Source organism: Ensifer sp. GW101-20A05, from assembly GCF_059424735.1.
In genome coordinates, this window is record NZ_JBWKZT010000001.1 from 559,732 (window position 1) to 585,916 (window position 26,185).

25 protein-coding genes and 1 riboswitch are annotated in these 26,185 nt (G+C 64.0%); of the genes, 6 read left to right on the top strand and 19 right to left on the bottom strand.

Annotated elements, in window-relative coordinates; all coding sequences use genetic code 11:
- The first annotated feature begins 73 nt into the window (after positions 1-73).
- From AC070A_RS02875 to AC070A_RS02895, 5 genes are all read left to right on the top strand, one after another.
- A complete protein-coding gene (locus tag AC070A_RS02875) occupies positions 74-955 on the top strand; it encodes an ABC transporter permease (protein WP_057253381.1) in 882 nt (293 codons plus the stop codon).
- A complete protein-coding gene (locus AC070A_RS02880; protein ID WP_057253380.1) occupies positions 952-1,734 on the top strand; it encodes an ABC transporter permease in 783 nt (260 codons plus the stop codon). Before AC070A_RS02875 ends, AC070A_RS02880 begins: the two co-directional genes overlap by 4 nt.
- A gap of 11 nt (positions 1,735-1,745) precedes the next feature.
- Positions 1,746-2,807: an ABC transporter ATP-binding protein gene (locus tag AC070A_RS02885; protein WP_112994769.1), complete on the top strand. Its 1,062-nt coding sequence runs from the start codon at positions 1,746-1,748 to the stop codon at positions 2,805-2,807.
- A 47-nt stretch (positions 2,808-2,854) separates the two neighbouring features.
- Entirely contained in the window at positions 2,855-3,247 is a 393-nt protein-coding gene (locus AC070A_RS02890; protein WP_112994768.1) for a TfoX/Sxy family protein, read from the top strand.
- A gap of 177 nt (positions 3,248-3,424) precedes the next feature.
- Positions 3,425-3,575, top strand: a riboswitch (FMN riboswitch).
- A 91-nt stretch (positions 3,576-3,666) separates the two neighbouring features.
- On the top strand, positions 3,667-4,140 hold the full coding sequence (locus AC070A_RS02895) for a 6,7-dimethyl-8-ribityllumazine synthase (protein ID WP_057253375.1): 474 nt from the start codon (positions 3,667-3,669) through the stop codon (positions 4,138-4,140).
- Between the two features lie 378 nt (positions 4,141-4,518).
- Here the strand turns inward: AC070A_RS02895 and AC070A_RS02900 are convergent, their stop codons facing one another.
- The 19 genes from AC070A_RS02900 to AC070A_RS02990 all read right to left on the bottom strand — a co-directional run bounded on the left by AC070A_RS02900 (position 4,519) and on the right by AC070A_RS02990 (position 24,814).
- Positions 4,519-5,802: a low temperature requirement protein A gene (locus AC070A_RS02900; RefSeq protein WP_058326838.1), complete on the bottom strand. Its 1,284-nt coding sequence runs from the start codon at positions 5,800-5,802 to the stop codon at positions 4,519-4,521.
- 156 nt (positions 5,803-5,958) lie between these two features.
- Entirely contained in the window at positions 5,959-6,399 is a 441-nt protein-coding gene (gene derI, locus AC070A_RS02905) for a D-erythrulose-4-phosphate isomerase (RefSeq protein WP_057253372.1), read from the bottom strand.
- Positions 6,400-6,442: 43 nt separating this feature from the next.
- The gene (locus AC070A_RS02910) at positions 6,443-7,210 is read right to left on the bottom strand and encodes a triose-phosphate isomerase (protein WP_112994766.1); all 768 of its coding nucleotides are present in this window, start codon (positions 7,208-7,210) and stop codon (positions 6,443-6,445) included.
- A complete protein-coding gene (locus AC070A_RS02915) occupies positions 7,207-7,992 on the bottom strand; it encodes a DeoR/GlpR family DNA-binding transcription regulator (protein ID WP_112994826.1) in 786 nt (261 codons plus the stop codon). The genes AC070A_RS02910 and AC070A_RS02915 overlap by 4 nt, the downstream gene beginning before the upstream one ends.
- Positions 7,993-8,092: 100 nt before the next feature.
- A complete protein-coding gene (locus tag AC070A_RS02920) occupies positions 8,093-9,031 on the bottom strand; it encodes a sugar phosphate isomerase/epimerase family protein (RefSeq protein WP_057253369.1) in 939 nt (312 codons plus the stop codon).
- Positions 9,032-9,045: 14 nt separating this feature from the next.
- A complete protein-coding gene (locus AC070A_RS02925; RefSeq protein WP_113132994.1) occupies positions 9,046-9,891 on the bottom strand; it encodes a TIGR01459 family HAD-type hydrolase in 846 nt (281 codons plus the stop codon).
- Positions 9,888-11,168 carry an FGGY-family carbohydrate kinase gene (locus tag AC070A_RS02930; RefSeq protein ID WP_113132995.1) on the bottom strand — a complete coding sequence of 427 codons (1,281 nt, stop codon included), beginning with the start codon at positions 11,166-11,168 and terminating at the stop codon, positions 9,888-9,890. Before AC070A_RS02930 ends, AC070A_RS02925 begins: the two co-directional genes overlap by 4 nt.
- Positions 11,165-12,217, bottom strand: a complete 1,053-nt coding sequence (locus AC070A_RS02935) for a class II aldolase/adducin family protein (protein ID WP_492384678.1) — start codon at positions 12,215-12,217, stop codon at positions 11,165-11,167. The genes AC070A_RS02930 and AC070A_RS02935 overlap by 4 nt, the downstream gene beginning before the upstream one ends.
- Positions 12,218-12,228: 11 nt before the next feature.
- Entirely contained in the window at positions 12,229-13,764 is a 1,536-nt protein-coding gene (locus AC070A_RS02940; protein ID WP_112994825.1) for a glycerol-3-phosphate dehydrogenase, read from the bottom strand.
- Positions 13,765-13,776: 12 nt separating this feature from the next.
- The gene (locus AC070A_RS02945) at positions 13,777-14,439 is read right to left on the bottom strand and encodes a class II aldolase/adducin family protein (RefSeq protein WP_093234432.1); all 663 of its coding nucleotides are present in this window, start codon (positions 14,437-14,439) and stop codon (positions 13,777-13,779) included.
- Between the two features lie 10 nt (positions 14,440-14,449).
- Positions 14,450-15,487 carry a 2-hydroxyacid dehydrogenase gene (locus AC070A_RS02950; RefSeq protein ID WP_112994763.1) on the bottom strand — a complete coding sequence of 346 codons (1,038 nt, stop codon included), beginning with the start codon at positions 15,485-15,487 and terminating at the stop codon, positions 14,450-14,452.
- Positions 15,484-17,061, bottom strand: a complete 1,578-nt coding sequence (locus AC070A_RS02955; RefSeq protein WP_113132997.1) for an FGGY-family carbohydrate kinase — start codon at positions 17,059-17,061, stop codon at positions 15,484-15,486. Before AC070A_RS02955 ends, AC070A_RS02950 begins: the two co-directional genes overlap by 4 nt.
- On the bottom strand, positions 17,061-18,185 hold the full coding sequence (locus AC070A_RS02960) for an ABC transporter ATP-binding protein (RefSeq protein ID WP_113132998.1): 1,125 nt from the start codon (positions 18,183-18,185) through the stop codon (positions 17,061-17,063). The genes AC070A_RS02955 and AC070A_RS02960 overlap by 1 nt, the downstream gene beginning before the upstream one ends.
- Complete coding sequence (locus tag AC070A_RS02965) at positions 18,182-19,300, bottom strand: ABC transporter ATP-binding protein (RefSeq protein ID WP_113132999.1); 1,119 nt, start codon at positions 19,298-19,300, stop codon at positions 18,182-18,184. The genes AC070A_RS02960 and AC070A_RS02965 overlap by 4 nt, the downstream gene beginning before the upstream one ends.
- A gap of 3 nt (positions 19,301-19,303) precedes the next feature.
- The gene (locus tag AC070A_RS02970; RefSeq protein ID WP_057253349.1) at positions 19,304-20,161 is read right to left on the bottom strand and encodes a carbohydrate ABC transporter permease; all 858 of its coding nucleotides are present in this window, start codon (positions 20,159-20,161) and stop codon (positions 19,304-19,306) included.
- A gap of 11 nt (positions 20,162-20,172) precedes the next feature.
- Positions 20,173-21,096 carry a carbohydrate ABC transporter permease gene (locus tag AC070A_RS02975; RefSeq protein WP_058321837.1) on the bottom strand — a complete coding sequence of 308 codons (924 nt, stop codon included), beginning with the start codon at positions 21,094-21,096 and terminating at the stop codon, positions 20,173-20,175.
- A gap of 185 nt (positions 21,097-21,281) precedes the next feature.
- Positions 21,282-22,724 carry an extracellular solute-binding protein gene (locus AC070A_RS02980; RefSeq protein ID WP_113133000.1) on the bottom strand — a complete coding sequence of 481 codons (1,443 nt, stop codon included), beginning with the start codon at positions 22,722-22,724 and terminating at the stop codon, positions 21,282-21,284.
- A gap of 122 nt (positions 22,725-22,846) precedes the next feature.
- Positions 22,847-23,812 (bottom strand): sugar-binding transcriptional regulator, encoded by a 966-nt coding sequence (locus AC070A_RS02985; RefSeq protein WP_162733647.1) that lies wholly within the window; start codon positions 23,810-23,812, stop codon positions 22,847-22,849.
- 231 nt (positions 23,813-24,043) lie between these two features.
- Positions 24,044-24,814: a helix-turn-helix transcriptional regulator gene (locus AC070A_RS02990; protein WP_375374107.1), complete on the bottom strand. Its 771-nt coding sequence runs from the start codon at positions 24,812-24,814 to the stop codon at positions 24,044-24,046.
- Between the two features lie 219 nt (positions 24,815-25,033).
- Between AC070A_RS02990 and AC070A_RS02995 the strand changes: the two genes are divergently transcribed.
- A complete protein-coding gene (locus AC070A_RS02995; protein ID WP_112994759.1) occupies positions 25,034-26,116 on the top strand; it encodes an ABC transporter ATP-binding protein in 1,083 nt (360 codons plus the stop codon).
- The last annotated feature ends 69 nt before the right edge of the window (positions 26,117-26,185 follow it).

The following is a 26,185-nucleotide window of genomic DNA, read 5'->3' on the forward strand; positions in this document are numbered from 1 at the left end:
CCCGCACCCCGCTCTAACTTGCAAGTATCAATAACGCCCGCGTCGATAACGCGGTTTCAGGGGCGCGAACGGAATGTCATCTGCTAAACCCGACGCCAGCCCGCCGGCGCGTCGCCTACCGCTTCACTGGCTGGGCATTCTGCCCTTTGCCGCCTTTGTGACGCTGTTTCTGATATTGCCGACGGCAAAGATCGTGGTCGGCGCCTTTCAGACACCGGATGGCAGCTTCACGTTCGAGAACATCCGTGGCCTGTTCACGCCCTCGATCCTTGCGGCCTACTGGATCTCGATCAAGATCAGCATAGCCTCGGCGCTCCTCGGCTGCCTGATTGGCTTTGCCATGGCCTCGGCCATTGTCTTCGGCGGCTTGCCGAAGGGCATCCGCGGGCCGCTTCTGACCTTTTCCGGCGTTGCCTCCAACTTTGCCGGCGTGCCGCTCGCCTTCGCCTTTCTCGCTACCCTCGGCCCGGTCGGCATCGTTACGGTGTTCCTGCGCTCGAACTTCGGTCTCGACCTCAGAATGCTCGGCTTCAATCTCCTGTCCTTCTGGGGGCTGACAGTCACCTACCTCTTTTTCCAGATCCCGCTGATGATCCTCATCATCACGCCGGCGCTCGACGGCCTGAAGCGCGAATGGCGCGAGGCCGCCGAAATCCTCGGTGCCACCGGCCTGCAGTACTGGCGCATGGTCGCCTTCCCGATCCTGCTTCCCTCGCTGCTCGGCACGCTGGCGCTGCTCTTCGCCAATGCCTTCGGCGCCGTTGCGACCGCGATCGCGCTCACCGGCTCGTCGCTGTCGATCGTGCCGATCCTGCTGTTCGCCCAGATCCGCGGCGACGTGCTCGGCAATCCGCATCTCGGCTATGCGCTCGCCTTCGGCATGATCGTCGTCACCGGCATTGCCAACGCGATCTACATCTGGCTGCGCGGCCGCAGCGAAAGGTGGCTGAAATGAAGAAGATCTGGGCCTGGGGGGCCCTCGTTTTCGGCCTCCTCTATTTCACCCTGCCGCTCATCGGCATGACCAACTTCTCCTTGAAGATGCGCCGCGGCGAATATTCCTTCGACGCCTATCAGAAGGTTTTCGCCGATCCGCGCTTCCAGGAAACCTTCAGCTATTCGGTGCTGCAGGCGCTGTTCACCATCGTCTTCGGCGTGCTGCTCGTCGTACCTACCGCCTATTGGGTCCGGCTGAAGCTGCCGCGGCTGCGCCCCTATATCGAGTTCATCACGCTTCTGCCGCTCGTTATCCCGGCGATCGTCATCGTCTTCGGCTATATCCGGCTCTACAACACCTCGAGCTGGCTGCCGCTGACGGGCTCGCTGACGGGGACCAACATCCTCCTGATGTTCGGCTACGCGACGCTCGCTCTGCCCTACATGTACCGCGCGGTCGACACCGGCCTTCGCACCATCGACGTCGCCACCCTGACCGAAGCCGCCCAGAGCCTCGGCGCCGGATGGGCCACGATCCTCGCCAAGATCATTCTGCCGAACGTGCTCGTCGCGGTGCTTTCAGGCGCCTTCCTGACCTTTGCCATCGTCATCGGCGAGTTCACCATGGCGGCACTTCTGAACCGCCCGGCCTTCGGCCCGTACATGCAGCTCTTGGGCGCCAACCGCGCCTATGAGCCTGCCGCACTCGCCGTTATCGCATTCGGCATCACCTGGGGCTGCCTCGGCCTCATCCAGCTCGTCTCGCGCTTCCAAAAAAGCGCGCCTCCCAAGGCCTGAGGACCGCACCCATGAGTTTTCTGTCACTCACCAGCATCAAGAAGTCCTTCGGCCCTGTTCACGTCGTGCACGATTTCGACATGGACATCGAGAAGGGCGAATTCGTCTCCTTCCTGGGTCCGTCCGGCTGCGGCAAGACGACCGTCCTGCGCATGATCGCCGGCTTCGAGACACCCTCCGCCGGCTCTATCGTGATCAACGGCAAGGACCAAGGGTCGTTGAAACCCAACCAGCGCAACATCGGCATGGTGTTTCAGGCCTATGCGCTGTTTCCGAACATGAACGTGCATGACAACGTTGCCTTCGGCCTCAAGGTCGCAGGCACTGACAAGTCGGAGATCGACGCACGGGTGAAGCAGATGCTCGGGCTGATCAAGCTCGAGCACCTGGCGGACCGCTTCCCCTACCAGCTCTCCGGCGGCCAGCAGCAGCGCGTGGCGCTTGCCCGCGCCATTGCGGTCAAGCCGCAGGTGCTGCTGCTCGACGAGCCGCTTTCGGCGCTCGACGCCAAGATCCGCGTGTCGCTGCGCGAAGAAATCCGGCAGATCCAGCAGCAGCTCGGCATCACCACGGTCTTCGTCACCCACGACCAGGAAGAGGCGCTGTCGATCTCCGATCGTATCGTCGTCATGAATGCCGGACGTGCCGACCAGATCGGCACCCCCTTCGAGATCTACAACACGCCGTCAACGCGCTTCGTCGCTTCCTTCGTCGGCACGCTGAACATCATCGAGGGCAAGGTCGCGGATCCGGCCTCGGGCGCCGTAACGATCGGCAACCAGCAGGTGGCTCTGAAAGACCCGATTGCCGGCATGAAGGGTGGCGACAGCATCTCGCTGGCGTTGCGCCCTGAAGCGGGCTCGATTGCCGAAGGGGCGCAAGGCGATACGGCGCTTGCCGGCGAGGTCGTCTCGACGAGCTTCCTCGGCTCGGTCATCCGCACGCGGCTTCGCGTCGGCGACGATGTCATCTCCTTCGACATGTTCAACAATCCGGGCGTAACCCCGCCGGTCTCGGGCGACAACGTCACCCTGCGCTTCGCCGCCAAGGACCTGCTCGTTATTCGCGAGTAGGCCTTGCAGAAGACCGATGAACGCTGGCGCGCAGGGCGCCAGCGAGTATGCAGCGGTTCGTTGCGCCATTGCCGGAGACCCGCGAGGTTGCAATCATGGCCAAGGCTGAACCAAGTGCCTTCGTCAGGCATATCCAGGATGAACTCTCCGATCTCGGGCCTGTTCAGATTGACCGCTTCTTCGGCGGCTGGGCCTACGTCGTCGCAGACAAGCGCTTTGCCGTCAGCATCAAGGACCGCCTCTATTTCAGGGTTGATCAGGCGCTGAAAGACGCGCTTATCACAGAGGGTTGCCAGCCGTTCACCTATGAGAAGGGCGGCAAGACCGTGGTCGTGCATCGCTTCTACGAAGCGCCTGTCGACTGCCTCGACGATCGCGACGCCCTCCTCCACTGGGCCGGACGCGCGGTTACCGCGGAAGACGACGATCTGCGCGGATAAGTGCCACGCGGTCGGAATGTTGCCGCCATGACTGCATGGCAACCTGACCATCCGGATTAATGTCCTGGCGGGAACGAATTTGTCCTCACCAGCACCCCACAAGCAAAAATCTGTCGTGATTTCCGCTCTTTTCGTCGCGGCGTGCGTTTGACCGGGCAATCCCGGCCTATATAGTCGCGGTGTTCTCAGGGCGGGGCGAAATTCCCCACCGGCGGTAGCGAGAGAAACCTCGAAGCCCGCGAGCGCTCTGGAGCTTACGCTCCAGGGGTCAGCAGATCCGGTCGAATTCCGGAGCCGACGGTCACAGTCCGGATGGAAGAGAGCAAGCAGGAACGTGGGCCCCGCGACGGGACCTCACGCGCATGCATGTTCGCCCGACGGGATCATTGGAAACGCCAAACCCTGGAAGGCTTGAGACCATGACTATTCTTTCCCACCCCACCGCCAAGATCGCGATCGTTCGTGCCCGCTGGCACGCCGACATCGTCGACCGCTGCGTCGACGCCTTCGTCGCGCAGTGGACGAAGCTCGGCGGCTCGGCGGCCGACGTCGAGATCTTCGACGTGCCGGGCGCACTCGAAATCCCGCTGCATGCGCAGACGCTGGCCAAGACCGGCCGCTATGCGGCGATCCTCGGCACCGCCTTCGTCGTGGATGGCGGCATCTACCGCCACGACTTCGTCGCCGGCACCGTGCTCGACGGCATGATGCGCGTCCAGCTCGACACCGGCGTGCCGGTGCTTTCGGCCGTGCTGACGCCGCACAATTTCCAGGAAAGCGAGCCGCTCATCGCCTTCTTCCGCGAGCACTTCGTCACCAAGGGCACGGAAGCGGCCAACGCCTGCTCGCAGATTTTGGATGCCCGCGCCAAGCTGGCGCTTGTCAACGCCTGATCGTCTGCGGCTCCGAAGTGAGCCTGCCTGGCGGGTGCGCCGTAAGCGCGCTGCCCCTCATCCGGCCTGCCGGCCACCTTCTCCCCGCTTGCGGGGAGAAGGACACGCGTGGCTCCTTGTCACCCAAACTCATCCTCTCTCGAGAACGGCCGGCCCCCCTGAGGTCAATCAGAGCCATCCCGCCAGCGAGAGCTCTCGTCCCCTCTCCCCGCCTGCGGGGAGAGGGTTAGGGTGAGGGGCAGAATTGCTCTCAGATCATGCCGAACTCGCAGCCCCCCGGAACGCCACAAGCACTCCCGTTGAATCCACTTGTGAGCCACCTGATTCAAGCCGGCAGCCCCAGCCGATAAGCCCCTGTCTCGACTCTCAAATTCGCGCCTACCGCGCCGCCTCGCCGTCCTGCAGGCTGCGCTCCAGCGCCGCCATCCGGTGGCGGTGTCCGCCGGCCTCGTAGCCGACGATGGTGACGACGGGCGCGAGCGTCAGGATGATCAGGCACATCGCCATATCGAGCCCAAGCATCGCCACGACGACGGACGCGATCAGCACCAGCGCCGTGCCGCAAAGCAGCCAGAGATGCAGCCGGTTCGTCTGCCGCAGCAGATACGCGTACATCGCGTAGAGCAGGCCGATGTATAGTCCGACTGGAACCGCGACTGTCAGCACAGTTGCGACCGAGCTGATATGGGCCTTGTGCTCGATATAATAGGCCGCCACGTGCAGCCCGGCGCCGGTGGCGACTATCGCGGCGAAGATCGGTATGTGGCCATAACCCCAGACGAAGGACCGCTTGAGGCGGTGGTGGTGCAGCACCTCGGCGCTCGGCAAAAGGAAATAGATCCACCACATGCCGAAAGTGAGCCCGGTGCCGGCGAGGCAGACGAGCGCAACGTCGAGGTTCCAGCCCTCGCCCTCGACCACGGCAGAGATCGAGGCGACCGTTCCGACCACCCCTTCCCCGAGCGCGATGATCGCCAGCAGCCCGTAACGCTCGGCGATGTGATGCGCATGCCAGGGCGTGCCGCCATAGTGCATCTCGGCAATGTAGGGGCCGAGCATCTCGATCGCCGTCAGCGCGACGACCATGGCAAAGGTCACCGCCAGCGAGAAGTCGAAGAAGATCAAAACGATCCAGCCAAGCTGGGCGACGCTGATCGCCTTCACATAGGCCATGCAGGCTTCCCGCCGCGCCGGATCCTGCCGGCTGGCGCGCAGCCACTGGAAGACCATCGCGACGCGCATGACGACATAGCCGAGCACCATGACGCCGTTGTTGAGGTGTTCGCCCTTGTCGATCGATTCGAACATCGGCGGCAGGCCGATCGCCAGGATCAGCACGCCGACCATCTGCACCATGGTGACGCTGCGAAAGATCCAGTCGTCGGTGTCGTAGGCCGAAGCGAACCAGCTGAAGTTGATCCAGGCCCAGCAGATGGCGAAGGTGGCAAAGCCGAAGCCGATCAGCCCTGCGGTGAAGTGGCCCTCGGCGAAGAGATGCGCGAGCTGCGAGGCGGCCAGGCTGAAGGCGATGACGAAAGTGAGGTCGAACAGGAGTTCGAGTGTCGTCGCAGTCCTGTGATGTTCGTGCGTATCACGTCCACTCATGCGCGCCACGTGGTGGTGAGCGCTCGGATGCGGTTCAGTCGAGGTTGCTTCGCTCATGCGGTAAGGTCCCTGCTGACGATCTGCAAGCATATTCAAATATTTGCGGAAGCGTCGTCAAGGCGTGGTGCGCGCCAGATACGAAAACGCCCGGCATCTCTGCCGGGCGTCTCGTCACGATGCCTGAGGGAGGATCAACGGGCGTCGCGATGTTCTTTATGCCTTGGCAGCATCGAGACGGTCGATCGCTTGCACGTTGCCGGCCGAAGCGCCCTGCGGATCGAATTCGGACGCAAGCCAGGTATCGACGATCGATTTCGCCAACTCCGGCCCGATGACCCGCGCACCCATGGTGATGATCTGGGCGTTGTTCGACTTCGCCGCACGCTCGGCCGAATAGGTGTCGTGCGTCAGTGCTGCACGGATGCCCGGCACCTTGTTGGCGGAGATGCAGACGCCGATGCCCGTGCCGCAGAACAGGATGCCGCGGTCGTGCTTGCCCTCGACGACCTGCTGCGCCAGCTTCTGCGCGAGATCCGCGTAAAAGCCGGACTGGCTGAGGTCTACGACCTCGACGTCGGCCCGGCCCGCGAGATGGGCGGCAATGACGTCCAGCAGGGGCTTGCCGGCGCTGTCTGCCCCGATTGCAATCTTCATGATTGTTCCTTTCCATTCTTCAGGAACTGCCGCGGCCGAAGGCTCAGATCGCCTTTACGACACGCTGCAGAATGTCGAGATAGCCGGCGACGTCCCAGGCGGAGCGGCCGATGAAGAGGCCGTCGATATGCACCTGCGCGATCAATTCTTCGCAGTTGCCGGGATTGACGCTGCCGCCATAGAGCACCGGCACGCGCCGGCCGAGCGCCGCTTCGGCGACGTCGGCGATGCGCTTGTGGCGCTCGTCCGCATAGTCCGATGTCGCGGGAATGCCGTTGACGCCGATCGCCCAGACCGGCTCGTAGGCAAGCAGGATGGTCGCCTGCTTCGCCTCGCCTTCGAGAAGCGCCAGTGCGCCTTCGACCTGACGCCTCAGCACCTGATCCGCCTCGCCCGCTTCACGCTCGGAAAGCGTCTCGCCGATGCAGATCAGCGGCACCAGACCATGGCGCACGGCGGCTGCCGTCTTCAGGCCGACGGTGCGGTCGGTCTCGCCGAAATGCTCGCGCCGCTCGCTGTGGCCAAGCTCGACCACGTCGACGTTGCAATCCGCAAGCATCAGCGGCGACACCTCGCCGGTCCAGGCGCCGGCATCGTCCCAATGCATGTTCTGCGCGCCGACCTTGACACTGGTTGCGGCAAGCCGCGCCTTGACCTCGCGCACCGCCGTGAACGGCGGGATGACGAAGCGCTGGACACGATCGTCGCGCGTCGCATCGGTAGCGGCCAGGCCATCGGCAAAGACCATCGCCTCGGCCAGCGTCTTGTTCATCTTCCAGCTGGTGCCGACCCAGAGCCCGGACTTGTTCATGCTTTCTCCGATGCCTTGCTATTGCCGACCCTGACCAGCCGAATGCCTGCCTCTTCGAGTGGTGCTGCATGCTCGGCAGCCACTTCGGCGCCGGTCAGCACCGCATCGAAGGCATCGAGGCCGGTCAGGAAATGGAGCGCCGAGCGCCCGAATTTGTCGTGGTCCACCAGCAGGTATTTGCGCTTGGCCGCCTTCACCATCAGGCGCTTGGCCTGCACCACCTCCTGGTCCTGGTGGAAGGCCGTCGTCCCTTCGATTGCCGAGCTCGACAGAAAGGCGATGTCGACGCGCAGCGACCGCAGCGCCTCGTCGGTGACGATGCCGAAGAAGCCGTTGAACTTCTTGCTGTACTGGCCGCCGAGCGCGATGACGTTGATGCCGGCAGTACCCGAAAGGCTGGTGATCACGCCAAGATTGTTGGTGATGACCGTCAGCGGGCGGATGTCGCGGATGCACTCAGCGATCGCGCCCGTCGTCGAGCTGTCGTCGATCAGGATGCTCTGCCCGGGCTCGATCAGCCCCGCCGCATATTCGGCGATCCGCCGCTTTTCGGCGGTGGCGATCTTCTCACGGTAACGGAAGTCGCTTTCGAATTGTGGGCTCGACTGGATCGAGGCGCCACCATGCACCTTGCGCAGCAGGCCCGCCTGTTCGAGGTCGTCGAGGTCGCGATGCACCGTCATCTTGCTGACGCCGAAGCGCAAGGACAGGTCTTCGACGGACGCCGCTCCGGCCTCCATCAGCACATCCATGATCGCCTGTCGCCTGTCTTCCGGCTTCATCATCTCGGTCCCGATCACGCGCAGCCATGGCCGCGCTCACCGTGAGAAGATAACACCTATTTGTGATATTTCAATTTCTATGGTGTGATTTTGTGATCTTTCAATGTGATTTCTGTGGGCGATTGAAACCGGTATCGATGTGGGGTTCCCAGAACTCCACCGACTCCCGGATCATCTCCACGACGGTGTGGTCGGTCGGCTCGCGCTCGCGGAAGGAAAGCTCGAGACAGATCTCGTTGTCGGTGCCGCCGCCAGCCTTGACCGCGCCGATCAGCTTCTCCGGCGTGATGCGGCCGTCCCGGTTGTAGGCAGCGGTAAACGGCCAATGGCCGCCCTTGTTCATTGATGACTGCTTGATGTGGATGATCGGCGAACGCTCGGGAAACGCCCCGGCCCAGGCATAGGGATCGATATCATCGGGATTGTCCGAGGTGACGTCGCCATGGTCGATGTCGACCATCATCTTCATTGGAATCGGCAGATCGGCCTCGGCCAGCCGCCGGTCGAGCGATCGGCATTCCTCGATCGTGTGGCCGAATTCGCGGCCGACCGACATCGGCTCCCAGAAGACGTAGGAGAGCCCCGCCGCCTTGCCGTGCTCTGCCACTTCGCGCCAGCATTCGATGGCGATCCGCATCATCTCCTCGCGCCGCGCCGGATCGTCGTAATCCCTCAGCGTGAAGATCGCGAACTGCGTGCCCATGCCGGAGGCGCCGAGCTCGGCGGAGATATCGGCAAAGGTCTTGAACCAGTCGACATAGTAGCGCCTCACATCCGGATCCGGATGGCCGAAATGGTTGAGCCGGCCATAGGGGCCGGTCATGCCCGAGGTGATCTTCACCCCGGTGCGGTCCAGCGCTTTGCGAAACTGCCTGACGGTCTTGGCGATCGTCGCCGCCGGCCAGCCCGGATTGACGAATTCATGCGTCAGCTGCACGTAGCCGATGCCGATCTTCTCGGCGATCGTGTCGATCAGGTCGTCGGCTTCGGCGAAACGGTTGACTAGCGGATTGGTGTTGAGCGACAGCGTGAAGGCCACGACCTTACTCCCGGCTACCAGAGAAATTTCGGAAGGATGAAATCGGGGGACGCGCCATGTTCGGCAAAGAGCCGGCGGCGTTCCTCGTCGGAGGCCTGCTCCAGAACCCCCGTTGTGACCAAGACAGAATGAAGCCCCGCACTCGCTGCCCCCGCAATGTCGTGCTCGATGCTGTCGCCGATGGCTGCGACCCGCGTCGGGTCGGGATGCCCAAGGAAATCGAGCGCAGAGGCGTAGATGTCGGCAAAGGGCTTGCCGATCCAGCGCACGCTACCGCCGAGCTCTTCGTAAAGCTCGGCGATACGCCCAGCGGCGAAGGCATTTCCGGTCTTCGTCAGCATCACCTTGTCGGGATTGGTGCAGAGGCACGGAACGCCACGCGCGGCCGCCGGCGCCAGCAACGCCTCATAGTGAGAGAGCGGATAGACGTCGCCTTCGCTCCCCGCAAGAAGCACGATATCGGCATCCGCGCCGTTTTCGCTGCGCTCGAGATCGAGGCCCGTCATTGGCGAGACGTCGCCGTCGCGGCTGATGAGCAGGCATTTGCGCGCCCCGCCGCTTACGCCTTCACGTTCCCGTTTCAGGATCTGCCAGGCGACCTCGCCCGAGGTCAGGAACCAGTCCCAGCTGCCGGCAACGAAACCAAGATCGACCAGACGGCGGTCGTTTTCCGCGGAGCGTTTGCCCGAATTAGAGAGGATGACGATGCGCTTGCCGGCCTGCTTCAGCCGCACCAACGTTTCGGCCGCCCCCGGGTAGGATCCGCGCCCGTCGCGCAGCACGCCGAACTGGTCGATCAAGAACGCATCGTAGCGATCGGCAATCGCACTCAGCCTCTCGATGGTTTGCACGACCGTCACAGCACACCTGCCTTCCTGGCGCCGGCCAGCGCAAGCCGCGCCGTGCCGGCGGCGGCCTCCTCCGAGAGAACCGGCAGGAATGGCACGCCGAACTTGCGCGCGCGGATTGCGGTCCAGGCCGCATTCTTCGCGCCGCCGCCAACGCTGCGGAGCGAACGAAGCGTCGGCCCGCCGAGCGCGGCCAACCGCTGGTAGGCGAGGCTCTCGACCCCGGCAATGCCTTCGAAGATTGCCTTCAGAAAGGTCGCATCGTCGGCCGGCCGTGGGCTCATCCGCGGCAGAAAATCCGAATCGGCGACCGGAAAACGCTCGCCGGGTTTGACGAGCGGATAGTAGTCGAGCCCGGTATCGACGACCGGGTTGATCTCCTCAGAAAGCACGGCGATCCTTTCCGGCGAGAAATGCTCGGCGAGCACCACCCCGCCGGTATTGGATGCCCCACCCGCAAGCCACATCTCGCCGATGCGGTGGCTGTAGAGCCCATATTCCGGCGCAAACAGCGGCCGTTCGGAGAGCATCTTCACCGTCAAAGTCGTGCCAAGCGCGCTGACGCCGTCCCCCGGCTGATCGGCGCCCGTTGCCAGGAACGAGGCGCACCCGTCCGTGGTGCCGGCAACGATCACCACGCCGGCCGGTAGATCAAAGGCTTCGGCCGCCGCCGGCGCGATGGTCGCGATCGGCGCGCCGGCTGGCAGCACGTCTGGCAAAAGCTCGACACGCGCCCCCGTCCTTCCGATCCACTCCGGCCACGAGCGTGATACCGGGTCGTAGCCAGTCTTGAGGGCATTGTTTTCGTCGGAGACATCATAGAGCCCGGTGAAGTGCCCGGCGAGCCAATCGGCTTGATGGATCACCCGGAAAACATCCGGCACCGACTGGAAGGCGAGAAGCTTGGCAAGGCCGGATGTGGCGCCATGGGCAGCACTCTCCCGCGGCGCATGGGCGGAAACCGCATCGAGAAGAGCCCGGTCGGCAACCGGATCGTTGTACATCATCGGCGTCGCCAGCGGCGCACCGCTTTGATCGACCGGCAGCATCGTTCCGGACGTGCCGTCGATCGCGAGCGCTGTAACCTGTCGCCTGTCGATACTTCCGAGCGTTTCGCCGAGCGCCGCCTGCACCGCCTTCCACCAGCCGATGGGATCGCGATGATCCCCGGAGAAGGACGCGAGTCTCGCCGCACCCGATGCGACGACGACGCCATCCGCGGCCATGGCCACTGCCCGCGCGCCCGAGGTGCCAATATCGATGCCGAGGACCAGCTTGTCACCGCTCATTGCAGCACCTGTCCGGCGCGGTTGAGCTGCTGGCGGTATTTCTCAGCATCCCATCCGAGAAGTTCCGCGTTTTCCGCTTCCGTCAGGTAGCGCAGGCGAGCATCCGCCGGAATGCGTGCCGTCACGTCAGCGAGGCACCGCGCCATGGCGAAGGCGCCGGCGGACATCTCCTTCTGCACCAGCACGCCCTTGCCGGGGAAAAGCAGCAACGGCGGCAGGCTCTCGCCGGCAGCACGCCGCTTCGCCTCGATCGCAAGCGCGGTCTCGCCGGGAGCGGCTACTACGACGCCCTTGCCGAGGAAAATCACGTGGTCGGGATAGAGGCTGCCGCCGGCGGCAAGCCGGCAGCTGTCGAGGTCGGCCGCCACCGCGTGCAGGTACGGATCCTCCGGCAGCCGGTAGTCGCTGTCGACGGCAAGCCGCGAAAGGGCCGCCACATCCGCCGTCGGCGCCTCCCGCCTCTGCCCGGTCAGGCAGCGCGTGATGTCGGTCAGCAGGATGGTCGCATCGACCACGCTCTCGGCAGCGACGACAAGGCCATGGTTGCCGAGAACCAGCGCCGAGGTGTTGTCCTGCACCCGTTCGGCTATAGCTCTGGCAAGTGGCAACCCCGGCCGGGCATAGGGCACAAAGACATGCGGGAAACCGGCGAGCCGCTCGGCGGCGATCGCGGCACCGATCGTCTGCACCGCCGTCGCGATCGTCTCGACGCAATGCACATGCACCACCACCCTCTGCGGCATCAGCGCATGCATCGTCGTTTCGATCGAAGGGCGCAGGCCAGAGGGGTTGCGCTCGGCAATCACGAAGTCCTGGGCCTTCTCCGTCGCCGGATCATTGCGCTCCAGCGCATCGAGCAACGGATCGAGCGCCACTGGCACCATGACGTCGCGCTGGCGGGCATGCGCCAGCCAGAGCCCCGAGGCCTTGATCCAGAGCGCCCCACCCTCCTTGATCGAGGTGTTGCCGCCCGCCCCCTGCACCAGCAGCGGATCCGACCCGATACGGGCCGAAAGATCGAGAAGCGCTTCGAATTCCAGACTTCGCATCTCGGTCTCCTTCAAGCCGCCGCCTGCTGACGTTCCAGCCAATGGGTGAAGGCCTGCCGCTCGGCCAGTGTCATGTGCAGGCCGTGTTTGGTCCGACGGTCAAGAATGTCGTCCGCCGTCAGCGCCCATTCGTTGTCGATGAGGAAGCGCGCCTCGCGCTCGCGAAGGAGCGAGCCGAAGGCCGGCCCGAGATCCTCGACCGCGGTGGCACCGGCAAGCAGCGCATGCGTCCTGGTGCCATAGAGCCGCGCATAATGCTTGGCGAGATCGGCGGGCAGAAAGCGGTAGCGTGCCTTGAGATCTCCCAGGAACTGCTCGAAATCGGCATCCGCCATGTCGCCGCCCGGCAGATGGGCGCGTGCCGTCCAGGCCGGTCCCATCTTGGGGAAGAAGGGTTTCAGCCGTTCCAATGCATGTTCGGAAAGCTTGCGGAACGTGGTGATCTTGCCGCCGAAGACCGAGAGCAGAGGCGCCTGGCCATCGGCCGCATCGACCTCGAAAATATAGTCGCGGGTGACGGCGGAGGGGTTCTCGGCGTTGTCGTCATAGAGCGGGCGCACGCCGGAGAAGCTATAGACGATATCGTCAGAGGTCAGTTGTTGCTTGAAGTAGCGGTTTACCGACTTCAGCAGATAGCTAATCTCGTTGCCGTCGGCCGATACGTCCTCCGGCCGGCCTTCATAGGGGATGTCCGTCGTGCCGATCAGCGCCAGATCGTTCTGATAGGGGTTGATGAAGATCACCCGCTTGTCCGGGTTCTGGACCAGATAGGCCTGCCGCCCCTCCCAGAACTTCGGCACGACGATGTGGCTACCCTTGACGAGGCGCACGCTGCGGCTGGAGTTCAGCCCGCCGATCCGGCCGATCACGTCGTTGACCCAGGGGCCGGCCGTGTTGACCACACACCGTGCCCTCGCCTCGGTCTTGGCGCCGGTTCGCGTATCGGTCATCTCGATAAACCAGAGCCCGTCGCGCCGGCGGATCGCGCTGCAGGCGGTGCGCGTCAAGACCCGGGCGCCACGGGAGCGGGCATCGAGCGCGTTCAGGACGACGAGGCGGGCGTCATCCACCCAACAGTCGGAATACTCGAACGCCTTGCGGTATTCGCGCTTGATCGGCGCGCCCTCCGGCGCGGTCGAAAGATTGAGGCTCCGCGTCCCCGGCAGCCGTTTGCGTCCGCCGAGATGGTCATAGAGGAAGAGCCCGAGCCGCACGAGCCAGGCCGGCCGATCCTCCGGGTTGTGCGGCAGCACGAAACGCATCGGCCAGATGATGTGCGGCGCGGACTGAAGCAGCACCTCGCGTTCGATCAGCGCCTCGCGCACCAGACGAAACTCGTAATATTCGAGATAGCGCAGACCGCCATGCACCAGCTTGCCCGAACGCGAGCTCGTGCCCTGCGCCAGATCGTCCTTCTCGCACAAGAGAACCGAAAGCCCTCGCCCGGCGGCGTCGCGCGCAATGCCCGCGCCATTGACGCCGCCGCCGATGACAAACAGATCATACACTCTGGTCTCGGAACCCACCGTCGTTACTCCTGTCGCCATCGCGGCCATGCCTCACGCCGCCTTCGTCTTGTCCTGCAGGCCATAGGTGGAGAAGCCCTCGATCACGCCTGATATCTCGGCCTCCGACAGGAGCACCGGGCCGCCGATCAGCAGCGTGTGGTAGTACTGCTTGGCGATCGTCTCGAGCTCGACCGCCGCCCACATCGCCTTCTCCAGGCTCGCGCCGGTCGCGATCATGCCGTGGTTCGCCATCAGGCAGGCACTGCGGCCTTCGAGGGCGCGCAAGACGCTGTCGGAGAGCGCCTTGGTGCCATAGCGCTCGTAGTCCGCGACGCGCACATCACTGCCGCCGAAGGCCGCGATCATGTAGTGGCAGGCCGGGATCGGCTTGCGGGCGATCGCCAGAATGGTCGAATACATCGCATGGGTGTGGACGACGGCACCGACCTCCGGCCGAGCGCGCAGGATATCCAGGTGAAACGGCCATTCGACCGACGGCTTCTTCGGCCCTGACCAGCTTCCGTATTCGCCCTCGATCGGCATGGCGACGATCATCTCGGCCGTCATCTCGTCATAGGGAATGCCCGAGGGCGTCACCAGCATGGTCTCGCCGTGGCGCAGACTGATATTGCCCGACGTGCCCTGGTTGAGCCCGATGGCGTTCATGTGGCGGCAATGGTCGACGATCGACTGGCGCAGTTCGCGTTCGCTCATAACTGTCACCTCAGCAGGGATGAACCGGCGGCAGGCCGGCGATGTAGCGGCGGACTTCCTCGGCCGCCATTTCGGCGGCAAAGGTCACGGTGCGCACCGAGGCGCCGGCGATATGCGGCGTCAGCGTCACATTGGGGAGTTGCAGCAGCGGCCAATCCTCCGGTACCGGCTCCACGGCGAAGGTCTCCAGCATCGCCGCCGAGAGATGGCCGCTCAGCAGGTTTTCATAGAGCGCGTCGTAGTCGCAGAGCGGGCCACGCGCCGTGTTCACGAAGATCGTGCCCGGCTTCATCTTGGCGAAGGTCTCGGCGTTCATCATATTGCGCGTCTCCTCCGTGACGCGGGGATGCAGCGTCACGAGGTCCGAGCGGGACAGAAGATCGTCGAGCGAGACCTGCTCGACGCCAGCATTGAGGTCGTCCGCCGAAAGCTGCACATAGGGGTCGTGCACCAGCACCTTGGTGCCGAAGGCGCGCAGCAGACGCACGACCTTCGTGCCGATATTGCCGTAACCGATGACGCCAACGGTCATTTCGCAGAGTTCGCGGCCGGTGCGGTCGGCGCGATAGAGATCGCCGCGCCATTCGCCCTTGCGCAGCGCCTCATGCCCGGTGCGGATCAGCCGCGTCTCGGCGAGGATCGCGCCGAGCGTGAATTCGGCAACGGCGCTCGCATTGCGGCCGGGCGTGTTGACGACGCGCACACCTGCGTCGCGCGCCGCACCCATGTCGATATTCACAGGTCCGCCGCGCGAGACCGCGACGAGCTTGAGGCCGGGCAGTGCCGCAAGCATCCCTCGCGACAGCGGCGCCAGCTGCGTCACCAGGATTTCCGCGTCACCGATGAATTCGACGATGTCCTCGGGCTTGCCGAGGTATTCCTTCAGCCCGTCCATGCCTTCGACGGCATAGCCGTGCTCCATCGGCACATCGGGCCAGGGCAGTTCGAGCGTGCGGATGTCATGGCCGTTGCCGGTCGCCTCGACGATCTTGTCGCGGAACACATCCGGCAGCATGAACCGGTCGCCGATAATGGCTATCTTCTTCATTTCGGTGTTTCCTGTTGATTTCCGGCGTCAGCACTTTGGGAGAGTGCGTGCCAGACGGGTCTGAGCGCTGTTCGCGACTGCTGGTAGGCGGGGAAGAGTTCGTCAAAGCGACAGCTAAGCACCGGATCGGCGGCTTCCGCCGGTCGTTGGTAGGGGGTGACCCAATCGCCGAGGCAATCGGCCATCGAGGGATAGATGCCGAGCGATACAGCGGCGATCATCGCAGCACCGGCAGCACCCGCCTCTTCCCGTTCGCTCGTCTGGACGCTGGCGCCGAGCGCCGCACCGAGGATGCGGCGGAGCGAGGCGCTGCGGGCAGCACCACCCGTCAGCCGGATGCGCGCCGGCAGCGGCCCCATCTCCGCGTAGCAATCGCGCGCCGCCATGGCGAGCCCGTCAAAGACCGCCTTCACCATGTCGCCGAAACCGTGGGTGATCGAGAGGCCGACGAAGGAGGCGCGGGCCGAGGCGTCGACGAAAGGCCCGCGCTCGCCCGCCTCCGAGATATAGGGCTGGAAGATCAGCGGCGTGTCCTTGGCGTCCGCAAGCCAGCCGTCGACATGGGAAAGCAGTTCGTTCTTGGATTTCTCGACGCCCATGCCCTTGAGCAGGCCGGATGCCACCGACAGGATCCAGTCGATGTTGAGCGTCGCTGCCATATTCGACTGCATCTGCGCATAGGTGCCCGGGATCGGCATGCACATGGTGTAGCCGGTCAAATCGCGGTTGAGGCGCACATCGTCGGCACCGTTGGCCAGTCGCATATGCATGCCGGTCGAACCGATGATCGAGCAGCCGGTATCGGTGCCGGGATCATAGAGGCCAGCGCCCAGCGCGGTGCAAACGACATCGACGTAACCGAGCACGATGGGTGTGCCCTCGATGAGGCCCGTGGCCTTCGCCGCGTCGCCTGAGAGCGGGTGATGGGTCGAGGCACCATCGACGATCTCCGGCAGCACATGTTTCAGCTTTTCGAGGCCGAGGAAGGCGATGACGTCGTCATTGTAGCTGCGGGTGCGGAAATTGCCGAAGCTGAAATTGGCCTCGGACGGGTCGGTGGCGCGCTTGCCGGTCAGCCTGAAATAGAGCCAGTCCTTGCAATGGAACGTCGTTGCGACGCCGTTCAACATGTCGGGCGCATGGTCGTGCATCCAGCGAAGCTGCGGGCCCTGCTGGCAGGCGGCGAGCCCCACGCCGGTGCTTAGAAAGCGGGCGATATCACCGCTGTCGGCGCGTAGCCGCTCCACCGTCTCGCCGGCGCGCGCATCAAGCCAGAGCCAGCCCTTGCCAACGGGCTCGCCTGCCCTGTCGATCATCCAGGTGCCATCCCCCTGACCGGTCACCGCGATCGCGGCAACACGGCCAGGGAGGTTTTCGATCTTGTCGGAGAGCTGCTTGAGCGTCGCGGCCGCATCGGCCCAGGTGCGGTCGAGATCCTGCACGCTGCCGGCGCGGCCCACGGCCTCATAGGCGTTCGGCAGGGCCGCCATGGCGATCTGCCGACCGCGCAGGTCGAAGGCCACCGATTTGATGACCGACGTACCCGCATCTATGCCGATGAGGATATCCCGCATCAGGCGAGCTCCTGTCCATGGCTGATCGCCCGGCCGCTTTCGCCGTCGAAGACATGCAGGCTCGACGGGTCGAGATGGATACCGATCGGCTGGCCGACATCAAGCTCCGTCCGGTCGTGCTCGACCAGCACCATGGTGCCGCCGGCAAAATCCGCGGCGATATGGGTCTGGTCACCCAGCCATTGGTTGACGGCCACGCGGCCGGTGACGCCGTCGGCGCTGCGGCGCACCGAATAGGGCCGGATGCCGAGCACCACCTTCTGCCGCTGAACCAGCGCATCACGCACCGCATGCGAGAAGTCCGAGGCTGGATATTCGAGCCGCACGCCATCCTTGAGGCCGAAGGCAACTTTGCTCTCCGATCCCAAAACGCTGGCCTCGAAGACGTTCATCGGCGGCTCGCCGACGAAGGTGCCGGTGAAGAGATTGGCCGGCCGCTCCTTGATCTTCTGCGGGGTGTCGAACTGCTGCAGCACCCCGCCTTCCATGACGGCGATGCGGTCGGCGAGCGCGTTGGCCTCGGTCTGGTCGTGGGTGACGAGGATCGCCGTCAGCCCGCGCTCCTTGATGTAGTGCTTGATGCGGCCGCGAAGCAGCGCGCGAAGCTGCGGCTCCAGTTGTCCCATCGGCTCGTCGAGCAGATGCAGGCTGGCATCGCGGATGAGAGCCCGCCCAAGCGAGGCGCGCTGCTGCTGGCCGCCGGAGATCGAGCTTGGATAGCGCCCGAGAATGTCTTCGATCTCCAAAAGCTTGGCGATACCAGCGACCTTCTCGTCGACGACACCCTGCGAAAGCTTCGAAGCCTTGAGCGCGAAGGCGATGTTCTCGCGCACCGTGAGCGGCGGGTAGAGCGAATAGCCCTCAAACGCCATGGCGACGTTGCGGCGCACCGGCGGCAAGGTCTGCACCGGCCGGCCGGCAAGCGAGATCGTGCCACGCGAGACCGCCTCGAAGCCGGCGATCATGCGCAATGTCGAGGTCTTGCCGCAGCCGGACGAGCCCAGCAGCGCGATGATCTCGCCCTTCTGAACATCCATGTTCAGCTTCTTCACGGCGTGCACGCCGTAGTCGACGGGGCCGTAGAATTTGTCGACGTCCTTGATCAAAAGAGCGGTGTCGGTCATGCCGCTTCTCCATTGCGCTTGGCTGCGAGGTCGGCGCGCGGCAGCAGGGCGCCGCTCGTCTTGTCGAAGAGGAAGGCCTGGGAGCCATTGACGGCAATATGGGCCGGGCCGGCGACCGGACCAGGCGTACCAGCTGGACGCGACACCAGGATTTCGCGGCCGCGGGCGGTCAGTGCCAGCGTCACGGTCTTTTCGTTGAGCGGCGTCTCCGCCTCCACCGTCACAGGGATCGCACCGGGCGCTCCGGCGTCGGCAAAGCTGATCGCCTCCGGACGCAGGCCGAGGACGCATTCCTTACCCGCGACATCGGCATCATAGTCGGCAAGCCGCACCCGGACATTGGAGAGCTCGACGAACACGCCGTCGCCGCTGCGCTGCGGCACCACGTCGAGCAGGTTGATGGTGGGATCGCCGAAGAGCCGCGCGATCTCGATATCGGCCGGCGCATTGTAGATTTCCTGCGGCGTGCCCACCTGGCGGATGCGGCCAGCGGCCATGACGGCGATGCGGTCACCGAGCGCCATCGCCTCCTTGTAGTCCTGGGTGACGTAGACGACGGTGGCGCCTTGCGCCGCGAGCAGCCGCGGCAGTTCCAGCCGCATCTCGAAGCGGAGCTTTGCATCGACGTTGCGCAAGGGATCATCCAGCAGCAGAAGCGGCGGCGAGCCGACGAGCGCGCGGGCAAGCGCGGTGCGCTGCTTCTGGCCGTTGGAAAGCGCCTTCGGATGATGGCTCAGCACATGGTCGATCTTGAGGAGCTTCGCGACCTTCTGCACGCCGGCGGCGATCCTGTCCTTCGACGATCTCGTCGCCGTCAGCGGGCTTGCGATGTTGTCGAAAGCGCTCATGTGCGGGAAGAGCGCGAAGTTCTGGAAGGCCATGCCGACGCCGCGATGCTCGGCATCGACGTCGGTCATGTCCTCGCCACCGATCAGCACCCGGCCCTCGTCGGGCTCGATGACCCCGGCCACCAGCCGGAGCAGCACCGTCTTGCCGGCGCCGGAGGGGCCGAAAAGCACCAGCCGCTCGCCATCGGCGACGTCGAGAGTCAAGTCGTCGAGAACCGTCTGGCTCTTGTAGCGCTTGACGATATTCTTCAGTTGCAGCGTGGTCATGAGTTACCCTTTCACCGCGCCGAGCGACAGGCCTTCGACGAGGTAGCGCTGGGCGTAGAGTGCAAGTGCGAGCGTCGGCGTGACCGAAAGCACGATGGCCGCGGCGATCTGTCCGTATTGGATGCCCGAGGAGGTGACGAAGGCAAGCGCACCGACCGTCACCGGCTGCTTGTCGGCAGATGCCAACACCAGCGCGAAGACGAAATTGTTCCAGGCGAAGATGAAGGCGAGCAGGCCGGCAGCGGCAATGCCCGGTCCGGCAAGCGGCAGAGCAATCTTGCGGAACGTCGCAAACCAAGAATGGCCGGCGATGCGATAGGCATATTCGACGTCGGCCGAGATATCCTCGAAGTAGCCGCGCACGATCCAGAGGATGAGTGGCAGGCAGATGAGCTGGTAGACCCAGATCAGGCCGAAATAGGTGTTGGAGAGGCCGAGCCACTGGAAATACTGCGTCAGCGGCAGTAGCACCAGGAGAGGCGGCGCGAAGCGGAAGGACAGCAGCGTAAACGCGATGTCCTCCGAACCTTTGAACTTGTGGCGGGCAAACGCATAGGCCGCGGGCACGCCGAGCACCAGCGCTACGGCAACGGAGGCGACCGACAGGAAGATCGAGTTGCCGAGATTGCGCATGAAGGCAATGTCGAGCGTACCGGCCGCCGTCTGCAGCTTGCCGGTGATCAGCGCCGCGTAGTTCGACAGTGTCGGCGAGAACACGATCGACGGCGGGATTGCGAGGATCGTCTCGTTCGTCTGGAACGACATCAGGAAGATCCAGAAAATCGGGAACATGAAGAAGACGACGACGAGCGTGAGGGCGAGACCGCGCAAGACCCGTTCGAGCGGAGACATGGTTTCCATTGGTCCCTCCTTTACGCTTCGCCGCGAGCGCGCTCGCGCAGCCGCAGCCAGTTCTTGATGAAGACGTTGGACAGCGTGTAGGTGATCGCCCACAGGATGATCAGCAGCGCTGCCGAACGGCCGACATTGGTCGACTGGAAGAAGTTGAGATAGGCCTCGACCTGGAAGACGGTGAGCGTGTTGCCGGGCCCGCCTTGCGTCATCGCGTAGATGATGTCGAACTGCTGGATGCTGTCGAGCAGCCGGAAGAGCGTCGCCGTCAGGATATAGGGCGTCAGCATCGGCAGCGTGATGCGGAAGAAGACGAAGCTGCGCGGCACGCCGTCGAGGGCCGCCGCCTCGAAGGGCTGCGTCGGCAGCGAGCGCAGGCCCGCCAGAAGCAGGATCATGATGAAGGGCGTGTAGACCCAGATATCGACGAGAACGACGGTCAGAAGCGCGGTGTCCGGCGAGGACGCCCAGCGGAAATCATGCAGGCCGATGAGGCTTGCGAGATAGCTGAGGATGCCGAAGCTCGGATTGGTCATCAGCTTCCACATCAAGGCGGCGAGCGCCGGCGCGATCATCAGCGGCAGAAGCAGCATAATCGAGATGAAGTTGTTGACCGTCGAGCGCCGCTGCAAAAGCAGCGCGATGCCGAGACCGAGCAAGAGTTCCAGCGTCACGGTGAGCCCGGCATAGAGCAGCGACACCTTGAGCGTGTTCCAGAAGGCCGGGTCGGTGACGAAGTTGAGATAGTTTTCGCCCCAGTTGAACTGGCGCGCCCAGGGCTGGCTCAGCCGATAGCGCTGGAAGGAATAGATTACCGCCGTGAAGAACGGGATGAGGATGCCGATGCACACGAGCAACGCCGGCAGGCTCAGCACGTAGGGAAGCATCTTCCTGCTGATCCTGAAACCGGAGGCCGGTCTGCGGAGGATTTCTGTTGAAGCCATGTCGAGCTCCGTTCCTGAAGTCTTTAAAGAGCACGCGGCACGCGGGAGCCTATAGGCGCCGCGCCAGTCCCTCGGCATCTCGGGTTGATTTCGGTGCAACCTCAAACCGGTCGCAACAGGCCGGCTCAACCGGCATCTCGGGATGCCCGGCGCATCCAAGCGCCGGGCATCGCTTGGGAGGCCTATCAGCCGAGACCCGCCTCTTGGAGCTGGCGGTTGATGCTTTCTGCAAGCTGGTCGAGACCTTCATCGACAGGCACCTGCTTGGCGACCATCTTCTGCAGCGTCGCCGCCCATTCGGTGGTGACGTCGAAGAACAGCGGCTGCGGCGTGAACTTGATGGAGGCGCCGGCGGCCGAAGCGTCGAACATTTCGACGTAGCCCGGATACTTGCCGTTCAGCTTCTCGCGAAAGATCTCGTCCTTCCAGATCGACTGGCGAACCGGATCGACGAAGTCCATCTTGGTGGCGCCGAACAGCGCATGCTCCGGACCGGAGGCCCATTGCAGGAAGTACCAGGTGGCGTCCTTATCCTTGGAGAAGTTGGACATGGCGAGCGACCAGATCCAGATGTTCGGCGTCGAGGCTGTCGCTTCCGGGTTTGCGGCAAAGGCGGCATAGCCGAGCTTGCCAGCCATCTTGTTGTCGCCGCCGTTCATGAAGTAGCCCAGGCAATCGGCGTCGAAGATCATCGCCGATGCGCCGGCGCCAAGGTCGGTGCCGACCTGATACCAGGTATAGGTCGACCAGTCCTTCGGGCCGCTTTCCTGGATCATCTGCACGAACTTGGCGTGATAGGCCTTCGATTCCGCGGTGTTCATCGCCGCCGACAGCTTGCCGTCCGCGCCGACGTTCAGGTCCTTCTGGTTGAAGTTGGCATATCCCGACAGGAAGCCCGGGTGGATCGTCGCCCAGGAGCGCGAACCACGCACACCGATGCCGTAAATGCCGCCGATGTCCTTCTGCAGCTTGGCCGCGACCGCGATCATGTCGTCGAGGTTCTTCGGTAATTCGACGCCGGCCTTGTCGAACATCTCGCGGTTATAGGTGATGTTGTTCTGTTCGAACGCCCACGGAATGCACCATTGCTTGGCGTCTTCCGACCCAAGCGCTCCACCCGGCTGGCCGTTCCAGGCGCAGGAGTTCTTCACGCCTGCGAGGAAATCGTCCCAATTGTAGTTGGGATTGGTCTTGGTCGGATCCTTGATCCATTCGTTGAGGTCGGCGATCCAGCCGGCCGGGCCATAGGTCCAGGTCATGTAGGCGCCGGTCATGAAGGCGTCGTATTCGGCCGAGCCCGACGAAAGCGCCGCCGTCACCTTGTCGAAATAGACATCTTCCGGGAACACGTCATAGGTGACCTCGATGCCCGTCAGGTCCTTGAAGGCCTGCAGGTTGGCGATCATCGCATCGGCATACGGGTGCTTGTTCAAAAGCAGCTTCAGCTTCTTGCCGGAATGCGCCTTCCAGTCGAAATCGGCGGCAAGCGCCCGGGTCGACATCATGTTGAACAACGTGCCGGCCGTGCCGGCGGTCAGGCCTGCAGCCCCCAATCCCTTGAGCATGCCGCGGCGATCCACCTCCCCACGCAGGAATGCGCTGATGAGGTCCTTCTCCTTCTCGTACATCCGTCTTCTCCTCCGTTGCGGGTATGATTGCGACTGCCGGCTACCCCACCGGTATTCCTCCCTTTGAGACCCGAACGGCAGATCCTCCCTGCCCTCCGCATGGCCTCGAATGTCTCAGCGCCTCATGCGCTTTCGGCCGCAAGCGCCCGTGCCGTCCGCTCGTCGGTGATAAGGCCGCTTAAGTGTCCACTTGCGAGCACGGCGCGAATGGCCGGCTCCTTGATCTTGCCGCCGGCCACAGCAACCGTGCGGCGGTTCTTCAGGTCCTCGCGGCTGAGCGTGAAGGTCCGGTCGGACAACGCTGTTTCGACTGGTGCGCCGTCCTTGTCGAAGAAGTGGCCGAGCAATTCGCCCATGGCCCCGCCCTTCTGGATTTCCTCGATCTCGCTCATCTCGATCATGCCGGTCGAGACCAGCGATGCCTCGCGCTCGACGGTGCCGATGCCGACCATCAAGAGATCCGCGGTCTTGGCGAGATCGAAGACCTCACGCACGCCGCGCTGGCTGAAGAGCACGTCGCGATCCTCGACCGTGTTGGCGAAGAACGGCACCGGCATGACATAGGCCTCCGCACCGGTGCGCTCGGCGAGCCGGTGGATCACGTCATGCGGGTTGGCCGAGAACTTGCGGGTGAGCCCGCCGAGCAGCGACACGAAGCGGGTGTTGCCGCTTGCCATGCGCGGCAGATATTCGACGCACGCGGCAAGCGTGCGGCCGTGGCCGACGCCGACCAGTGCCGTCTCGCCGCGCTCGATCTCGCGCTTCAGGAACTGCGCGCCGGAAATGCCGAGCGCCTTCAGGGGCAGATCGTCGGAATCGAAGTCCGGCACCACCTCGCAATAGTCGAGGCCAAAGCGGGCCGAAAGCGCCTGCTCGAGTTCGACGCATTCGGAGACTTCGCCGTCGATATAGACCTTCACCAGCCCTTCCTGGTTGGCCTTCATGATCAGCCGGTGGGCTTTGAGCGATGTAAGGCCGAGTCGCTTGGCGACCTCCGCCTGCGTCAGTCCGCCGGCATAGTGCAGCCAGGCCGCCCGCGTCGCCATGCTGGTCTCGTCGTCACGAATACCTGTCCCGCCAATCGTCATTGTCTCCACCCGGTCCTTGTTGCGTTGCATGATAAATTTTGCACCGCGTGATATTTTTATCCGTTAATGAAAGAAATTTCATGGCGTGCAAAAAATGTCAATAGCGATCAGCCGCGCGATCGATCACGTTTGTGGAGGAATGGGATTGGGAGAGCCGGCATCGACCGGCGCGGCGCGCCGTCGGGGCGCCGCTACGGGCGGGCATGCAGTGATGGGCGGCGCCTACACGGCTTACTGCCCGAGGTTTCTCAGATACAGCGACAGCAATTGCGTCTGCGAGGAAATGCCGAGCTTGCGGTAGACGTTCCGGCGGTGAACCTTGACCGTACCGGTGGAGATGCCGAGCCTGAGGCCGATCGATTCCGACGAATGGCCCTGCAGCACCAGCTCGATGATCGAGGCTTCGCGGTCCGTCAGATTGAGATGCTGCCAGACGCCATCGGCCGGCGGGTGGGTCGCCTTGCGGCGGCTGCGGCCGGTTTTCGCCAGCGCCGCATCGAAGCGGCGGCCGAGACCCGCCCAATGATGGCGCACCAGCGCCGACACCAGCGGCTCGACCTTCTTCAACAGGGCGAATTCCGCGGCGCTGAACGGCCCCGTCGCCTCGCGCCGCATCAGCGACAGCACGACGGTGATCTGCTCGTCGACCGGCACGAAGAAGCCGACTTCCTCCGCAAGCCCGGTCTGCACATAGTAGGTGCGATAATATTCCGAGGAGAAAAACCGGTCAGGCGCCAGTTCCCGCATCCGCCAGATGCCCGGCTTGCCCTGTGACGCCGCATGGTAGAACGGGTCGAGCAGATAGGGCCCCGCCTGGTAGAGGCTGACGAAGAGGACGTGATCCCTAGCGTTGAAGGTGCTGAAGAGATCGATCGGCCGTTCCTTGGCGCGATAGGCAAAGACGACCACATAGTCGAAGGTCATCAGCGTCGACATCAGCCGCCGATAGGCGGTGCCGACCGCCTCGTCGTCTAGCGCAGGACCTGCCACCAACGGTGCCATGACCTGAAAAAGCCCCTCGAGATCGACGCTCAAACCGCCCTCCCGGCCGATATTTCCTGCTCCGGGGTATACTCCTCACACAGAGCATTCCGCGTTGAAATACCTCTCTCGGGGTATATACCGGCAGGGTGCGCGCTGACTAGGCTGCATATCAATGACGGTGGAGTGCCAGGACGGGAGATTCCTGGCTGCATCCGAAAACAACCGCAGGGAACAGACGTGACATCCGCTTCGACGAACGACATCGAATTCCGTTCGGTTGCCAAACGTTATGGCGCCGTGACGGCCGTATCGGACATTAATCTCGAGGTGCCGCGTGGCGCCTTCATGGCGCTTCTCGGGCCTTCCGGCTGCGGCAAGACCACCTGCCTGCGCATGATCGGCGGCTTCGAGCAGCCGAGCGAGGGCACGGTCTTCATCAGCGGCGAGCCGATGAACGGCGTTGCCGCCTACAGGCGCCCGGTCAACATGGTGTTCCAGCACTATGCGCTGTTTCCCCATCTCGACGTCGAGCAGAACGTCTCTTACGGCCTGAGGCAGATGCGGCCGCGCATCGCCGGCGCCGAGATTTCGCGCCGCGCCCAGGAGGCGCTGGAAATGGTGCGGCTCGGCGGCTTCGGCAAACGCCGCATCCATGAAATGTCCGGCGGCCAGCAGCAGCGCGTGGCGCTTGCCCGCGCCATCGTCAACAAGCCGAAGGTGCTTTTGCTCGACGAGCCGCTGGCGGCCCTCGACAAGAAGTTGCGCACCGCCATGCAGATCGAGCTGCAGACGCTGCAGCGCGAGCTCGGCATCACCTTCGTGCTCGTCACCCACGATCAGGAAGAAGCGCTGTCGATGAGCGATTTTGTCTGCGTCATGAATGCCGGCCGCATCGTCCAGGTCGGCCCGCCGCAGGAGATCTACGATCGTCCCGCAAGCCTCTTCGTCGCCGATTTCGTCGGCAAGACCAACCGCATCGATGCGACCGTCGACGGCGCCTCGTCGCTTGTCCTTGCCAACGGCGCCCGCTTCGCCACCCCTGCCGTCAATGGAACGAAGGGTGCGGCAACGGTGGCGCTCAGGCCCGAAGCGATCCGCCTGACGCGCAACGGCGCCGCCAGCGCAGACGCGCTTGCCGGCACCGTCACTCACCGGATCTTTTTGGGCTCAGCCGTCGAATACTCCGTCGCGGTCGACGGGCTCGGCGATTTCCTGGTGACGGCCGACCGTCGCACGCTCGGCGACAGCGAACTGGTGGAGCCCGGCGAAAAGGTCGGCCTCGCCTTCGATCCGAACGCGCTGCACGTCTTTCCAGCCTGAACTCTCCCGGCCTCACCAAGCCGGTTCTGCCGCCTACGCATGAACGTCAAACGATAAAGGGAACAGCGT

Coding starts and splice junctions, on each gene's coding strand:
- AC070A_RS02885 (WP_112994769.1), top strand. CDS start 1,746: ATGAGTTTTCTGTCACTCACCAGCATCAAGAAGTCCTTCGGCCCTGTT.
- AC070A_RS02965 (WP_113132999.1), bottom strand. CDS start 19,300: ATGACCACGCTGCAACTGAAGAATATCGTCAAGCGCTACAAGAGCCAG.
- AC070A_RS02895 (WP_057253375.1), top strand. CDS start 3,667: ATGACTATTCTTTCCCACCCCACCGCCAAGATCGCGATCGTTCGTGCC.
- AC070A_RS02960 (WP_113132998.1), bottom strand. CDS start 18,185: ATGACCGACACCGCTCTTTTGATCAAGGACGTCGACAAATTCTACGGC.
- AC070A_RS02955 (WP_113132997.1), bottom strand. CDS start 17,061: ATGCGGGATATCCTCATCGGCATAGATGCGGGTACGTCGGTCATCAAA.
- AC070A_RS02950 (WP_112994763.1), bottom strand. CDS start 15,487: ATGAAGAAGATAGCCATTATCGGCGACCGGTTCATGCTGCCGGATGTG.
- AC070A_RS02975 (WP_058321837.1), bottom strand. CDS start 21,096: ATGGCTTCAACAGAAATCCTCCGCAGACCGGCCTCCGGTTTCAGGATC.
- AC070A_RS02875 (WP_057253381.1), top strand. CDS start 74: ATGTCATCTGCTAAACCCGACGCCAGCCCGCCGGCGCGTCGCCTACCG.
- AC070A_RS02980 (WP_113133000.1), bottom strand. CDS start 22,724: ATGTACGAGAAGGAGAAGGACCTCATCAGCGCATTCCTGCGTGGGGAG.
- AC070A_RS02945 (WP_093234432.1), bottom strand. CDS start 14,439: ATGAGCGAACGCGAACTGCGCCAGTCGATCGTCGACCATTGCCGCCAC.
- AC070A_RS02935 (WP_492384678.1), bottom strand. CDS start 12,217: ATGCGAAGTCTGGAATTCGAAGCGCTTCTCGATCTTTCGGCCCGTATC.
- AC070A_RS02910 (WP_112994766.1), bottom strand. CDS start 7,210: ATGAACAAGTCCGGGCTCTGGGTCGGCACCAGCTGGAAGATGAACAAG.
- AC070A_RS02890 (WP_112994768.1), top strand. CDS start 2,855: ATGCAGCGGTTCGTTGCGCCATTGCCGGAGACCCGCGAGGTTGCAATC.
- AC070A_RS02990 (WP_375374107.1), bottom strand. CDS start 24,814: ATGGCACCGTTGGTGGCAGGTCCTGCGCTAGACGACGAGGCGGTCGGC.
- derI (WP_057253372.1), bottom strand. CDS start 6,399: ATGAAGATTGCAATCGGGGCAGACAGCGCCGGCAAGCCCCTGCTGGAC.
- AC070A_RS02880 (WP_057253380.1), top strand. CDS start 952: ATGAAGAAGATCTGGGCCTGGGGGGCCCTCGTTTTCGGCCTCCTCTAT.
- AC070A_RS02930 (WP_113132995.1), bottom strand. CDS start 11,168: ATGAGCGGTGACAAGCTGGTCCTCGGCATCGATATTGGCACCTCGGGC.
- AC070A_RS02970 (WP_057253349.1), bottom strand. CDS start 20,161: ATGGAAACCATGTCTCCGCTCGAACGGGTCTTGCGCGGTCTCGCCCTC.
- AC070A_RS02900 (WP_058326838.1), bottom strand. CDS start 5,802: ATGAGCGAAGCAACCTCGACTGAACCGCATCCGAGCGCTCACCACCAC.
- AC070A_RS02940 (WP_112994825.1), bottom strand. CDS start 13,764: ATGGCGACAGGAGTAACGACGGTGGGTTCCGAGACCAGAGTGTATGAT.
- AC070A_RS02915 (WP_112994826.1), bottom strand. CDS start 7,992: ATGAAGCCGGAAGACAGGCGACAGGCGATCATGGATGTGCTGATGGAG.
- AC070A_RS02985 (WP_162733647.1), bottom strand. CDS start 23,812: ATGACGATTGGCGGGACAGGTATTCGTGACGACGAGACCAGCATGGCG.